Source organism: Marinobacter oulmenensis (assembly GCF_014201735.1).
Classification (GTDB): Bacteria; Pseudomonadota; Gammaproteobacteria; order Pseudomonadales; family Oleiphilaceae; genus Marinobacter; species Marinobacter oulmenensis.
The window spans coordinates 422,597-436,111 of the sequence record NZ_JACHFE010000002.1 but is presented as its reverse complement, the minus strand read 5'-3'; the positions used below and the strand labels follow the sequence as shown (position 1 = coordinate 436,111).

12 protein-coding genes and 1 tRNA gene are annotated in these 13,515 nt (G+C 59.6%); 8 read left to right on the top strand and 5 right to left on the bottom strand.

The window, feature by feature from the left end:
* Positions 1-123: 123 nt before the first annotated feature.
* The gene (locus HNR38_RS05265) at positions 124-1,776 is read right to left on the bottom strand and encodes a 4Fe-4S dicluster domain-containing protein (protein ID WP_183700495.1); all 1,653 of its coding nucleotides are present in this window, start codon (positions 1,774-1,776) and stop codon (positions 124-126) included.
* Positions 1,777-2,002: 226 nt separating this feature from the next.
* Here HNR38_RS05265 and HNR38_RS05260 point away from each other — a divergent pair, with 226 nt between their 5' ends.
* The 3 genes from HNR38_RS05260 (at position 2,003) to HNR38_RS05250 (ending at position 5,064) form a co-directional block, all read left to right on the top strand.
* On the top strand, positions 2,003-2,752 hold the full coding sequence (locus HNR38_RS05260) for an electron transfer flavoprotein subunit beta/FixA family protein (protein ID WP_183700493.1): 750 nt from the start codon (positions 2,003-2,005) through the stop codon (positions 2,750-2,752).
* Positions 2,753-3,694, top strand: a complete 942-nt coding sequence (locus tag HNR38_RS05255) for an electron transfer flavoprotein subunit alpha/FixB family protein (RefSeq protein ID WP_183700491.1) — start codon at positions 2,753-2,755, stop codon at positions 3,692-3,694.
* 128 nt (positions 3,695-3,822) lie between these two features.
* Entirely contained in the window at positions 3,823-5,064 is a 1,242-nt protein-coding gene (locus HNR38_RS05250; RefSeq protein ID WP_183700489.1) for a saccharopine dehydrogenase family protein, read from the top strand.
* On the opposite strand, the gene cydC is transcribed toward HNR38_RS05250, so the two are convergent.
* From cydC to HNR38_RS05230, 4 genes are read right to left on the bottom strand one after another with little or no spacing between them, the layout of a single operon-like run.
* Complete coding sequence (gene cydC, locus HNR38_RS05245) at positions 5,061-6,668, bottom strand: thiol reductant ABC exporter subunit CydC (RefSeq protein WP_183700487.1); 1,608 nt, start codon at positions 6,666-6,668, stop codon at positions 5,061-5,063. The genes HNR38_RS05250 and cydC overlap by 4 nt on opposite strands.
* On the bottom strand, positions 6,661-8,349 hold the full coding sequence (gene cydD / locus HNR38_RS05240; RefSeq protein WP_183700485.1) for a thiol reductant ABC exporter subunit CydD: 1,689 nt from the start codon (positions 8,347-8,349) through the stop codon (positions 6,661-6,663). Before cydD ends, cydC begins: the two co-directional genes overlap by 8 nt.
* Positions 8,350-9,351: a cytochrome d ubiquinol oxidase subunit II gene (gene cydB, locus HNR38_RS05235; protein WP_183700483.1), complete on the bottom strand. Its 1,002-nt coding sequence runs from the start codon at positions 9,349-9,351 to the stop codon at positions 8,350-8,352.
* Between the two features lie 2 nt (positions 9,352-9,353).
* Positions 9,354-10,778 (bottom strand): cytochrome ubiquinol oxidase subunit I, encoded by a 1,425-nt coding sequence (locus HNR38_RS05230; protein WP_183700481.1) that lies wholly within the window; start codon positions 10,776-10,778, stop codon positions 9,354-9,356.
* Between the two features lie 197 nt (positions 10,779-10,975).
* Here HNR38_RS05230 and HNR38_RS05225 point away from each other — a divergent pair, with 197 nt between their 5' ends.
* The 5 genes from HNR38_RS05225 to HNR38_RS17485 all read left to right on the top strand — a co-directional run bounded on the left by HNR38_RS05225 (position 10,976) and on the right by HNR38_RS17485 (position 13,501).
* A complete protein-coding gene (locus HNR38_RS05225) occupies positions 10,976-11,611 on the top strand; it encodes a class I SAM-dependent methyltransferase (RefSeq protein ID WP_183700479.1) in 636 nt (211 codons plus the stop codon).
* 71 nt (positions 11,612-11,682) lie between these two features.
* A tRNA-Leu gene (locus tag HNR38_RS05220) sits at positions 11,683-11,770 on the top strand.
* A gap of 255 nt (positions 11,771-12,025) precedes the next feature.
* A complete protein-coding gene (locus HNR38_RS05215) occupies positions 12,026-12,442 on the top strand; it encodes a GFA family protein (protein ID WP_343068251.1) in 417 nt (138 codons plus the stop codon).
* Between the two features lie 91 nt (positions 12,443-12,533).
* The gene (locus HNR38_RS05210; protein ID WP_183700475.1) at positions 12,534-13,097 is read left to right on the top strand and encodes a hypothetical protein; all 564 of its coding nucleotides are present in this window, start codon (positions 12,534-12,536) and stop codon (positions 13,095-13,097) included.
* Positions 13,098-13,228: 131 nt separating this feature from the next.
* Positions 13,229-13,501 (top strand): addiction module protein, encoded by a 273-nt coding sequence (locus HNR38_RS17485; RefSeq protein ID WP_343068239.1) that lies wholly within the window; start codon positions 13,229-13,231, stop codon positions 13,499-13,501.
* Positions 13,502-13,515 lie beyond the last annotated feature (14 nt).

The window sequence follows — 13,515 nt, the reverse complement described above, 5'->3', positions numbered from 1 at the left end:
TGTCTCGGGCAGCCTGCCTTGGCCGCGTGTCCTGTTCAGAGCAAGCAGATTATCCCACCTGTTTGCTGACATCAACAACACAAAAAAGGCCGGGATGAACCCGGCCTTTCTGCGTAACCCGATTTACATGTTCGGGTAGTTCGGACCACCGCCGCCTTCGGGCGTGACCCAGGTGATGTTCTGGGCCGGATCCTTGATGTCGCAGGTTTTGCAGTGGACGCAGTTCTGCGCGTTGATCTGGAACTTCTTGCCACTGCCATCGTCGGCTTCCACCACCTCGTAGACGCCGGCCGGGCAATAGCGCTGTGCCGGCTCGTCGTACTTCGGCAGGTTGTCCTGGATGGGAATGTCCGGGTCAGTCAGCTTCAGGTGGATCGGCTGGTCTTCCTCGTGGTTGGTGTTGGAAATGAACACCGAGGACAGGCGATCAAACGTCAGCTTGTTGTCCGGTTTGGGGTAGTCGATCTTCTTGCACTCGGACGCCGGCTTCAGGGTGGCGTAGTCCGGTGTCGTGTCGTGGAAGGTGAACGGCAGGCTGCCACCCAGGATGTTCTGCTCGAAGAACGCGATGGCGCCACCAACCATGTTGCCAAACTTGTGCATGGCCGGGCCGAAGTTACGCTCGGAGTAGAGCTCCTTGTACAGCCAGCTGTCTTCAAACTTCTTCTGGAAGCTGGTGATCTCGTCACCTTCCTGGCCGGCCTGAATGGCCTCGAAGACCGCCTCAGCGCCCAGCATGCCGGACTTCATGGCGGTGTGGGAGCCTTTGATCTTGGAGCTGTTCAGGGTGCCGGCGTCACAGCCCAGTAGCAGCCCGCCCGGGAAGCTCATCTTCGGCAGGGCATTGTAACCACCCTTGGCAATGGCACGGGCGCCGTAGGAGACGCGCTTGCCGCCTTCCAGATATTTCTTGATTTCCGGATGGTACTTCAGGCGCTGGAATTCCTCGAACGGGCTGACGTGCGGATTGCTGTAGGACAGGTCGGTAATCAGGCCGACGTATACCTGGCCGTTTTCCAGGTGATACAGGAAGGAGCCGCCGGTGGAGCCGGATTCGGTCAGCGGCCAGCCCGTGGTGTGCACCACCAGGCCCGGCTCGTGTTTGTCCGGATCGATGTCCCACAGTTCTTTGATGCCGATGCCGTAATGCTGCGGGTCCTTGCCTTCGTCGAGCTTGTATTCCTCGATCAGGCGCTTGCCCAGGTGGCCACGACAGCCTTCGGTGAACAGGGTGTACTTGGCACGCAGTTCCATACCCGGCATGTAGCCGTCTTTTTCGGAACCGTCACGGGCCACGCCCATGTCGCCGGTGATGATGCCCTTGACCTGACCGTCTTCGATGATGGTCTCAGCCGCCGGGAAGCCGGGGTAGACTTCCACGCCCAGTTCCTCTGCCTGCTCGGCCAGCCAGCGGCACAGGTTGCCCAGGCTGATGATGTAGTTGCCGTGGTTGTGCATGTTCTTCGGAACCAGGGCGTTGGGCAGCTTGGTTGCGCTTTGTTGGCCCTTGAACAGGAAGATGTCATCACGGGTGACCGGGGTATTCAGCGGAGCGCCTTTTTCTTTCCAGTCCGGGAACAGTTCGTTCAACGCGGTCGGTTCGAACACGGTACCGGCGAGGATGTGAGCGCCGATTTCAGACCCTTTTTCCACGACACATACGGTCAGTTCCTGTTCGGCTTCCTGCGCCATCTGCATGATGCGACAGGCTGCTGACAGCCCGGCGGGGCCGCCGCCGACGATCAGAACATCAAACTCCATCGATTCGCGTTCCACGTTGGTCTCCTCAACAGCTTTTTTTAATGAATAGGGGGCTATGCACGAAGGATAAACACATTTCCCGAATCAAACAAACGTTTGTTTGAATTCTCCGTCTACCTCTGGCAATGTACATGTACACCAAAAACTAGTGTGTTTTGAGTCGATTTTTAGTATCGTCTCATTGCTGAGCCGGGTCAACCTGGCAGATCTATTCAACCCATCGTAGAAGAACGAGGAATCTATGAAGGTTCTGGTCGCTGTAAAACGAGTTATCGACTACAACGTGAAGGTTCGCGTCAAGCCGGACAACACCGGTGTGGACCTCGCCAACGTGAAGATGGCAATGAACCCGTTCTGCGAAATCGCTGTTGAAGAGGCGGTTCGTCTGAAAGAGAAGGGAGATGCCAGCGAGATCGTTGTTGTATCCATTGGCCCGAAGGCCGCACAGGAGCAGATTCGCACCGCACTGGCCCTGGGCGCTGACCGTGGCATCCACATTGAGACGGACGAAGACGTCCAGTCACTCGAAGCGGCCAAGCTGCTGAAGGCCGTTGTCGAGAAAGAAGAGCCGAAAATGGTGATTCTGGGCAAACAGTCCATCGATTCCGACAACAACCAGACCGGCCAGATGCTGGCAGCACTGACCGGCATGGGGCAGGGTACCTTTGCCTCTGAAGTGGTTGTTGAGGGTGACAAAGTCAACGTGACCCGTGAGGTTGACGGCGGCCTGATGACCGTTGCCCTGAACCTGCCGGCGGTTGTCACCACCGACCTGCGTCTGAACGAGCCGCGTTATGCTTCCCTGCCGAACATCATGAAGGCGAAGAAAAAGCCGCTCGATTCCATGAGCCCGGCCGACCTGGGTGTTGAGGTTGCGCCGCGTCTGTCCACCCTGAAAGTTGAAGCCCCGGCTGCCCGTCAGCCTGGCGTCAAGGTGGCCGACGTAGCTGAGCTGGTGGACAAACTGAAGAACGAAGCGAAGGTGATCTAAATGAGCATCCTGGTAATTGCTGAACACGACAACAGCAGCCTGAAGCAGGCTACCCTGAATGTTGTAGCGGCTGCCAAGGCCATCGGTGGCGACATCGACGTGCTGGTTGCCGGCGAAAACGTAGGCGCCGTCGCTGAATCCGCCGCCAAGGCAGACGGCGTGAACAAGGTCCTGGTTGCCGATAACGCCGCTTATGGCCACTTCCTGGCCGAGAACCTGGGCGAGCTGGTTGCCGAGGTTGGTAAAGGCTACAGCCACATCCTGTCTGCTGCCGGCACCACTGGCAAAGACTTCATGCCGCGCGTTGCTGCGCTGCTGGACGTTGCCCAGGTCTCCGATATCGTCCGTGTGGAATCTGACGACACCTTTGTTCGTCCGATCTACGCCGGTAACGCCATCGCGACCGTCAAGGCCAGCGACAGCATCAAGGTTGTGACCGTTCGTCCGACCGCGTTCGATCCGGTAGCTGCTGAAGGTGGCTCCGCATCGGTCGAGCAACTGGACGTGGTTAAAGATGCCGGCCTGTCTGCCTTCGTCAGCGAGCAGAAAGCCGAGTCTGACCGTCCGGACCTGTCCTCCGCTGGTGTGGTTATCTCCGGTGGCCGTGGCATGCAGAACGGTGAAAACTTCAAGATGCTGGAGCAGGTTGCTGACCTGCTGGGCGCCGCTGTTGGTGCTTCCCGTGCTGCTGTTGATGCCGGCTTCGTGCCGAACGACATGCAGGTGGGTCAGACCGGTAAGATCGTGGCTCCGCAGCTGTACGTGGCCGTTGGTATTTCCGGCGCCATCCAGCACCTGGCCGGTATGTCTGACTCCAAGGTGATCGTTGCGATCAACAAGGACGAAGAAGCGCCGATCTTCCAGGTGGCGGATTACGGCCTGGTCGCGGACCTGTTCGAAGCGGTTCCGCAGTTTGAGGAAGAACTGAAGAAGGTTCTGTAATCTTCTGATCTTCCGATAAAAAGGCACCTCCGGGTGCCTTTTTTTATGGGCCATTGCCGGGCATGGCTGATATGCTCGGAACCAGAGATAAACACCTCAGTAACCGATAATGACAACGAGAGGCTCCCATGGAAACGGCAAACGATACCCCTTATCACCTCGTGGTGTTTGGTGCCACCAGCTTCGTCGGCCAGATACTGGCGCGCTACCTGTTTGAAAGCTATGGCGTGGGGCAGTCGCTGAACTGGGCCATTGCCGGGCGCTCACAGCAAAAGCTGGACGGGCTTAAATCCCGTCTGGGTGACGGCGCGGACGCATTGCCTGTACTGACGGCCGACGTGGGCGACGAGGCCTCCATCGATAACCTCTGCGCGGCTACCCGGGTCGTGATTTCCACCGTGGGGCCCTATGCGCTGTTTGGTGAACCCATGGTGCGGGCCTGTGCCAGATCCGGCACCGATTACTGCGACCTGACCGGGGAAGTGCAGTGGATTCGCCGGATGATCGAACGTTATGAGGACGACGCCAAAGCCTCCGGCGCGCGCATCGTGCACTGTTGCGGTTTTGATTCCATTCCCTCCGACATGGGGGTGTGGTTCCTGCAGCAGCAGGCCGAGGAAACCTTCGGCGCGCGCTGTCGGGACGTTCGCATGCGGGTGAAAGTGGCCAAGGGCGGCCTCTCTGGCGGCACCGTGGCCTCGATGATCAACATTGCCAAGGAAGTGGCGGCAGACCCGAAACTGCGCAAGGAAATGGCCAACCCGTTCTCCATCTGCCCGCCGGAGCACCGGTCATCCAAGCGCCAGCCGAGCCTCAAGGGCGCCGAGTTTGACCGCACACTGAACGCCTGGCTGGCTCCGTTCGTGATGGGCGCCATCAACACCCGCGTGGTGCATCGCTCAAACGCCCTGCAATCCGCCCGTTACGGCAAGGAATTCACCTACGACGAGGCGATGATGACTGGCCGCGGCATGAAAGGCCGGGCCCGCGCTTACGCAATGACGGCAGCGCTGGGTGGCTTCTTCACCGCATCTGCCATCAAGCCCACCCGCTGGGTGGTGGAAAAACTGGTGCCGAAGCCCGGTGAAGGGCCCAGTGAAGAACAACAGCGGACCGGATTCTTTGATCTGCGCTTTGTCGGGCGGACCGAGGATGGCAAAACCCTGATCACCAAGGTTACCGGCGACCGGGACCCCGGCTATGGTTCCACGGGCAAGATGCTGGGTGAAGCCGGGCTGTGTCTGGCTTTTGATATCGCCAGCGACCAGCCAGGCGGTTTCTGGACGCCGGCCTCCCTGCTGGATGGCGCCCTGCACAAACGCCTGACGGAAAAGGCCGGCCTGGCGTTTGAGGTGGTGGAAACCCGCTAACCCAGAGGAATCACGCGGTCGGTTGCCGGCAGGGCATCCGGCCCGTGGGCCAGGGCGACCAGTGTCTTTCCGTCCAGCCAGCGTTCCAGCCGTTTGCTGATGCGGGCGCGGGTGTCAGCATCCACGCCGGTGAACGGCTCATCCAGGATCAGAAGCGGCGCCGGGCTCAGCAGAACACGCGCCAGTGCCACCCTGCGGGCTTCGCCGCCAGAAAGCCGGCTGCCGGTATTGCCCAGCCAGCTATCCAGCTGATCCGGTTCGCGGGCAAAGCGTTCCGCCAGTTCCACCATTTCCAGAACCCGCCAGAGGTCGCCGTCCGTGGCGGTTGAGCACCCCATCCTCAGGTTCGCCCGCAGGCTATCGTCAAACAGAACGGTCTGTTGGGTCAGGTAGGCGCAGGGCAGCCGGGCCAGTGTGCCCCGGGCCGGTTGTAGCAGCCCGGCCAGGGTGTCCGCCACCGACGACTTGCCGCTGCCGGAGCGCCCGGTAATGCCCACCCGTTCGCCCGGTGCCAGCGCCATATCCAGATGTGTGACCACCGGCGCATAACCGGGGTACTGAACCGCCAGATCACTGGCCTGCAGGGCCAGCCCCTCCGGCGGTGCCGGAATCTCAATCGGCGGATGGTCAGAGGCCGTGTCCCGGTTAAGCCGCCGGGCAGAGGCGATGGTGCTCCCCAGTTTTCCAAAGGCATCCGGTAGTACCGTCATCACTTCGGTGAGACCCAGAATCGCGATCGGCAGCAGCACCAGAACCGGCCCGGAGATCACATCCGCCCGGAACAGTTCATACCCGGCCCAGAGTGCCAGAATGGCGGCAAGATTCACCAGTAGCTGGCTGACGGCCTGATGCCAGCCAACGCGGGACTCCACCCGGGCCTGCTCGGCGTTCATGCCGTGGGCCTGTCGCAGCAGCCAGGCGCCGTGCCGGCCGGTGCGACCGGCGGCGCGGAGTTCGCCAAAGCCTTCAATATGTTCCACCACCGCCGTGCGCAGCGCCTCCTGCCGGTCACTCTGGCGGGATGAGGCCCGGCGGGTAACCAGATACACCGCCAGGGTGGCGATCACCAGTGCCAGCAGCGTCACCATCAGTACGCCGGCAGCAACCGCGCAGTCGAACAGCAGCCAGGCCATCAGCGCCAGCAGCAGAATCACCACCAGTGCCAGGGCCGTAGGGGCGATCAGGCGCAGGTACAGGGTGTCCAGGGCGTCCACATCGCTGGTCAGCCGGGACAGCCACTGGGGACCGGACAGGTGCTCCCGGCCAGCGCGATTGGCCGCGGCCAGTTCGCGGAACAGGGTGACCCGAATGTCGGTCAGCAGCCGCAGCACGGTGTCGTGGTTGTAAACCCGCTCCATATAGCGGGCCACAGTGCGGGAAACCGCAAAGAAACGGATACCGCCACCGGGCACATACAGGTTAACGCTGGCCTGCACGCCGGCGGCCAGAAGGATGCCCACCAGGGCGGTTTCGGTAATGAACCAGCCGGAGAGGGCCAGAAGCCCGATGCCGGACAGCAGCGTGGCCAGGATCAGCAGACCACCGAGCACCAGCCGGCCCGGCCGGCGGAAAATCAGGGCAAGCCAGGGGCGCAGTTCAAACATCAAGCACCTCCCCTTCGTGGACGGACAGGGTCCGGTCAGCCAGGGCCAGCAGGGCATGGTGATGGGTGGAGAAGATAAGCGTTTTGCCGGCTTCCGAGAGTTTGTGCAGGCTTTCGAGCACGAAAATCTCGCTGTCTGCATCCAGCCCGGCCGTGGGCTCGTCCAGCAGGATCAGGTCGTAATCCGCCAGGAAAATACGGGCCAGGCTCAGCCTCCGCGCCTGGCCACCGGAGAGGCCGCGCCCCTGTTCGGAGACCGGGCTGTAGATGCCGTCTTTCCGGCTGGCAAGCAGGTCGCCCAGGCCAACCCGTTGCAGGGCCGATTCAATGGCGACGTCCGACGCGCCGGGTGAGGTCAAACGCAGATTGTCCGCCCAGGTGCCGTGGACCAGGAAACCCCGCTGGCCGAGCCAGCCAAAACTGTACTGCCCCGGTGCCTTGCCAAAGACCCGGATAGAACCGGTATCCGGCGCCAGAAACCCGGCCAGCAGATGCAGCAGGGTGGATTTGCCGCCACCGGAGGGGCCGGTCAGCGCCACGGCCTGACCGCGTTCAATGCTCAGGGACAGATTCCGGAACCAGGGAGCGTCATCCCCCGGATGGGTGAAATCAATGGCTTCCAGCATGATGTGATGGGGATCGCCGGAGGAGGCGTGTTCATCCGGCCGGTTGCTGTCCTGGTTACCGTTGCCGAAGGCCCGCAGCCGGCCCAGGATTTCGGCGCCTGCGCCCAGGGCGGCGGCCCGGTCATGATAATGCTGGGACAGGGTACGCAGGGGCTGGAAGAATTCCGGCGCCAGCAGGAGAATCAGCAGGCCGGTAAACAGAGTGAGTTCATCGGAAGGACCATAGCTGATGTAGCCCAGGAGGCCGAAACCGATGTAAATGGCGATGACCGCAATGGCCACCGAGGCAAAGAATTCCAGTACCGCCGAAGACAGAAAGGCAACCCGGAGGGTTTTCATGGTAACCAGCCGGTAGCGGTCGGAGCGTTGCTCCAGCAATTGGGCGGCCGGTTCGGTCTGGCCGAACAGTTGCAGCGTGGTCAGCCCCCGGACCTTGTCCAGAAACTGGCCCGACAGCCGGCTGATGGCCTCAAAATGCTGCTGGTTCAGTTTCTCTGCGCCCATGCCCACCAGGGCCATGAACAGGGGAATCAGCGGTGCGGACAGCAGCAGGAAGATACCGGCCAGCCAGTCCAGAGAAAACACAAGCACTAGAATAGCCAGGGGCACAATCACCGACAGGCTCATCTGGGGCAGAAAACGGGCGAAGTAACCGTGCAGGGCTTCGACGTGATCAATCCATTCCCGCGCGAGGGTGCCGGCGGATTCCTGGCCGATGGCGACCGGGCCGGCAGCTTGCCAGTGGCGATGCAGTTCACGGCGGGCGGCGCGGCGGACCATCTGGCTGCATTGCGCCGCGAGGCGGGTTTGCAGGCCCTGGAACAGGGCCCGCACAATAACGGCGGCAACCAGGCCAAGAAACAGCCCGGTCAGCGCTTTGGGGGCAACCTCGTCAATCACCCCGAGATGAACAATCCGGGCCAGCAGCACCATCTGCACGATGGTGGCCAGCCCGGCCAGGGAACCGGCAATCACGGTTCCCTGAATCCACCGCCGGTTGCCGGCGGCCAGCTCCGAGAGCCAGGCTTTTATCTCCCGTTGCTCAGGTGCGTTCACTTAGTGGTAGCCCTCCCCGGCACGGACCTTGCCCCGGAATACCCAATAGGTCCAGGCAGTATAGGTCAGCACGATGGGGATCACGAACAGCAGCCCGAGCAGCAGGAAAAGCTGGGACTCATACGCGGAGGCGGCTTCCCACAGGGTGTATTCCGGCGGTACCACATAAGGCCAGCGACTGACCACCAGGCCCAGATAGGTGGTGATGAACAGCCCCATGGTGGCCACAAACGGCATGCCCTCGGAACGGTTACGCACGGAACGCCAGATCTGCAGGGCGCACAGCAGGGTAAGCACCGGCAGCACCCAGATGATGCTCAGGTTGGAGAACCAGCGCTCGCGCACCATGTCGTCCACAAACGGGGTCCATACACTGATGATGCCGAAGATCACCAGTACCGCGATCAGCAGTGGCGTGGTGATGCGATAGGCCCATTCCTGCAGATCGCCTTCGGTTTTCATGATCAGCCAGGTGGAACCCAGCAGCGCGTAGCCGGCCAGCATGCCCAGGCCTGTGACCACCACGAAGGGGGTCAGCCAGTCGAGCGGGCCGCCGACGTAAACACCACCGGAAGTCTCAAAGCCCTGGATGTAGGCACCGACAACGGCGCCCTGGGCAAATGCCGCAACGGTGGAGCCACCGGCAAACGCCCAGTTCCAGAGGTACCGGGAGCTGCGCGCCTTGAAGCGGAACTCGAAGGCCACGCCCCGGAAGATCAGACCGGCCAGCAGCAGGAATACGCCGATATACAGCGCAGGCAGGAAGATGGAGTAGACCATCGGGAAGGCGGCCAGCAGGCCGGCACCGCCGAGGATCAGCCAGGTTTCATTGCCATCCCATACCGGGGCCACGGAGTTCATCATCACGTCGCGCTCCTCTTCGGACCGCGCGAACGGGAACAGGATGCCGACGCCAAGGTCGAAGCCATCCATCAGAACGTACATGATGATGCCGAAACCGATAATGAATGCCCAGATGAGGGCGAGGTCAAACAGTTCCATAATCAGTGCCCCCCTTCGTTAGCCGGCTTGCCGGACTGGTTGTACTCGAACGAAACATGCGCGGCAGAGAACGGACGGGCAGGGCGCTCGACACCTTCATCCTCGCCTTCATGGCCTTCTTCCATGCCTTCAAACAGCACGCGCATCAGGTAGTAGACCCCGGAGGCGAACACAAAGGCGTAAACCACGATGTAGCCAATCAGGGTGAACAGCGCCATGCCACCGGTCAGTGACGGTGTCAGAGCCTCGGCCTGATCCATGATGCCGTACACCAGCCAGGGCGCACGACCCACTTCGGTGACGAACCAGCCAGTCCAGACCGCGATAAACGGCGCAAAGCTCATGAAGCGCAGGCCCTGCAGGTACCAGCGGTTCTGGTAGTAGCGGCCACCGGCCCGGAGGAACAGCCCCGCGACGGCAAACAGAATCATCAGCACACCCATGGCCACCATGATCCGGAAGCACCAGAACACAATCGCTACCGGTGGCTGTTCTGCCACAGGCGCATCCTTGATGCCCGGTACTTCGCCGTCCCACTCGTGGGTGAGGATCAGGCTGGCAAGGCCCGGAATGCCGATTTCCACCAGGTTGGACTGGCTGTCCTGGTCCGGAATGGCGAACAGCAGCAGAGGAACGTTTTCAGAGGTTTCCCAGTTGCCTTCCATCGCGGCCACCTTGGTGGGCTGGTGCTCCAGGGTGTTCAGTCCGTGGAAATCACCCACCACCAATTGCGCCGGCGCGATGAACAGCAGCAGCCAAAGGCACATGGACAGCGCCTTGCGGTTGGCTTCCACCTCGCGGCCGCGCAGCAGATACCAGGCACTGACGCCTGCCACCACAAAACCGCCGGTCAGGAAGGAGGCCAGCGCCATGTGCATGAAGCGGTAGATGAAGGAAGGATTGAACAGGGCGTCACTCCAGGACACCACATGGAACACGCCGTCCCGCAGTTCCGTCCCGGCGGGGGTCTGCATCCAGCTATTGGCGGCCAGAATCCAGAACGACGAGATGAAGGTTCCAGCAGCCACCATCAACGCGGAGAACAGGTGAAGCCCGGCCGGCACCTTGTCGCGCCCGAACAGCAGCACGCCAAGGAACGCCGCTTCCAGGAAGAACGCGGTTATCACCTCGTAACTCAGCACCGGCCCGAGGAAGTTCGCGGAGGCCTGGGCGAAGTTACTCCAGTTCGTACCGAACTGGAACGACATGACGATCCCGGAGACGACCCCCATGCCGAATACCACCGCGAACACCTTGGTCCAGAATCCGGACAGCTTGGTCCACACGGGGTTACCGGTCTTGAAGCTCAGTGCCTCCAGCACCGCAATGTAGGAGGCGAGACCGATGGTGAACACCGGAAAGATAGCGTGGAAGGACACCACGAACGCGAACTGTATTCGCGATAGAATGAGAGGATCGAGTTCCATTGGGAACCTCCGGTAATCCATACAATCACAATACACACAGGCCAGCAAAGTTCAGCGCTGGCCCGCCCAGCCGCTGCCTTAGGTCATATTGTTATGTAGTTATTACCGGCAGTTGGTTACGATGCTACCGAAAGCTTACATCATTTGCCTAGGGCAGTTTGTCGCACCCCTTGATATAAAACAATGACAGGTTTCAGATGCCGTTTTACGAAGAGAGAATTCTGCCCCATCTAATTGATAAAGCCTGCTCCCTGGGCCAGGTGATGAAACTGCGCAGCCAGCTCATACCGCAGGCTCACGGCCGGGTGCTGGAAGTGGGTATGGGATCCGGCACCAACCTGGAATTTTACAACCCGAGAACCGTGGAGCACCTGTACGGGCTGGAGCCATCCGAAGGCATGCGGCGCAAAGCCACCGCCAACCTGGAGCGCTCACCGGTGACCGTGGAATGGCTGGGTCTGCCGGGCGAGCAGATTCCCCTGCCGGACGAAAGCGTGGACACCGTGGTGCTGACCTTTACCCTGTGCACCATACCGGACTGGTGCAAGGCGCTGCAGCAGATGAAGCGCGTGCTAAAACCCGGCGGGCAACTGCTGTTCCTCGAACACGGCGAAGCACCCCACGACACCACCCGCAAATGGCAGCACCGCATCACACCGGGCTGGAAGAAAATCGCCGGCGGCTGCCACCTGAACCGCCAGATAGCCGACCTGATCCGCAGCGCCGGTTTTGAGATTGTGGAACTGGAAAACCTCTACATGCCCAGAGCCCCACGCATCGCCGGCTACCTGTACAAGGGCAGGGCGATCTGCCCGGAAAGCCCCGAGGAATAACCGGCGCCGGCCCCCAATTGCGTTAGAGCACAGAGCCTTATACAATCTCGCCCTCCAACGATCCCCGCTATGCCCGGATGGTGAAATTGGTAGACACAAGAGACTTAAAATCTCTCGGCCTTATTGGCCGTGCCGGTTCGATTCCGGCTCCGGGCACCATATCCTTCCTGTAAACCTTCTCTAAACCTGGGCCGTCAGGCGCATACTGTATTTTATCCAGTACTATTGGGTGAGCGAATTAACGACGTCAAATAATTCCGTGGCGGGATGCTGAATGCTAGGCTATGCTTTTGTTTTATATGGCGATAGATGGCGTTTCCGGAAGGGCAGATCCTGTAATAATGACGCAGTCAACTTTCTGCAGTTATCAAGAGCGCTATCTAATCACTGTTATGTGTGCGTCACCCGCAGGCCATGGATGGGAGTTCTATGACTAAGCACATTGGTTCTTGCCTGTGTGGCACAGTGAGATTTGAGGTCCATGGTGACTTCGACAGTTTTTACCTGTGCCATTGTGAGTATTGCCAAAAAGATACAGGATCTGCTCATGCAGCAAATTTATTTTCGCAGTCAGCTAAACTGACCTGGCTGGCGGGTGTAGATGCCGTGACTTCCTTTACGCTTCCAGGTACTCGCCACAACAAAAGCTTCTGTAGATCGTGTGGATCAGCATTACCAATCACCCAACTTACAGACCTGCTCGTTGTTCCCGCAGGGTGTTTGGATACTGAAGTCTCTGTGCTGCCAACTGCGCACATCTTCACATCGAGCAGAGCGGTTTGGAACGCGGCGATTGGTGACGTGCCAGAGTTCGAGGGCCTGCCAGAGTAGTCTAAGATCACATAACCAGTGGCTGTTGGGGGACGCACCTTCGCTGGCGCTCCGGCACGCCGCAAAGCCAGGGCGTTAGGCAAGGAAAAATATGGAACTCGCAGTAAAGGTAGTTGGGATACTAGTCAGCCTATTTGCCTTATACAAAATCATCATCGAGGTGGTCGTTTCTCGTTCCAGCAAAAGGCGAGATGAGTACGAATTTTCTAAACAGTTCATCAGTGACTTGGACAACGAGAGCATACACAGGCTCACCCTTGAAAAGGGATTCTTGGCGCTTACGGGAAAGATTTACCCGGTCGAAGAGATAAAGTTACTTCTGAGCAGCAAAGACCCAAGCTCATCAATAAACGAAAGATCTGATGCCGCGGGATTTGTGGAGTTCAGGCCAGATGAAAACCACTACAGATGGAAAGGTCGGTTCAAGAGCAAGTTTGCCCAAAAGCACGGAGTGAAATGGTATTACTTTTGGTATTTTGTCACCGCGTTTTTGGGGCTCATCCCTGTTTACATCAAGGGCATTTCGGCTTTGGGTGAATTGCCTATGGTTGCTTTCTCCGGCTCTCTGCTCTTGATTGCCATCATGTGCCTGATTGCAGTTGAAAATTTTAAAGCGGCAACGAAGCTTATGGGCAAGTTTGGAGCCGATGCCTAACTAAAAGTTGCAGTTCGTTCCGGGCCTTGCGGCCCTCCACCGAATGCCCTTTCTCCGCTTCGCTGCAAAAGGTCACCGCTGAACAAAAGCGTTAAAGCGAAATACCGAGTCGTGGAACCCGGCACCCATCCGTGTCAAAATTGAGTGATATCCGAACGCGCGAGCGAGAGGTTTCTGCCGTGAATCTTCAGAAAATTGAAGACGAGGCGCTCCACCTTCCTAAAGAGGAGCGAGCCCAATTGATCCAGCGACTGGTATTGAGTCTGGAGTCTCCGTCAGAAGAAGAGCTCAGGTCAGATTGGTTGCTCGAGGCTCGGCGTAGAGGCGAAGAGCTGGATAATGGCACTGATCAGGCTGTGTCTGGTGAGGCTGTCATGAGGAAGGCTAGAGCACTGATCAAATGAACTATTCTTTTCAC

Bases quoted from the DNA above. Each gene is read 5' to 3' on its own strand.
- HNR38_RS05255 (WP_183700491.1), top strand. From the start codon at position 2,753: ATGAGCATCCTGGTAATTGCTGAACACGACAACAGCAGCCTGAAGCAG.
- HNR38_RS05250 (WP_183700489.1), top strand. From the start codon at position 3,823: ATGGAAACGGCAAACGATACCCCTTATCACCTCGTGGTGTTTGGTGCC.
- HNR38_RS05260 (WP_183700493.1), top strand. From the start codon at position 2,003: ATGAAGGTTCTGGTCGCTGTAAAACGAGTTATCGACTACAACGTGAAG.
- cydC (WP_183700487.1), bottom strand. From the start codon at position 6,668: ATGTTTGAACTGCGCCCCTGGCTTGCCCTGATTTTCCGCCGGCCGGGC.
- HNR38_RS05210 (WP_183700475.1), top strand. From the start codon at position 12,534: ATGGAACTCGCAGTAAAGGTAGTTGGGATACTAGTCAGCCTATTTGCC.
- cydB (WP_183700483.1), bottom strand. From the start codon at position 9,351: ATGGAACTGTTTGACCTCGCCCTCATCTGGGCATTCATTATCGGTTTC.
- HNR38_RS05225 (WP_183700479.1), top strand. From the start codon at position 10,976: ATGCCGTTTTACGAAGAGAGAATTCTGCCCCATCTAATTGATAAAGCC.
- HNR38_RS05215 (WP_343068251.1), top strand. From the start codon at position 12,026: ATGGATGGGAGTTCTATGACTAAGCACATTGGTTCTTGCCTGTGTGGC.
- HNR38_RS05230 (WP_183700481.1), bottom strand. From the start codon at position 10,778: ATGGAACTCGATCCTCTCATTCTATCGCGAATACAGTTCGCGTTCGTG.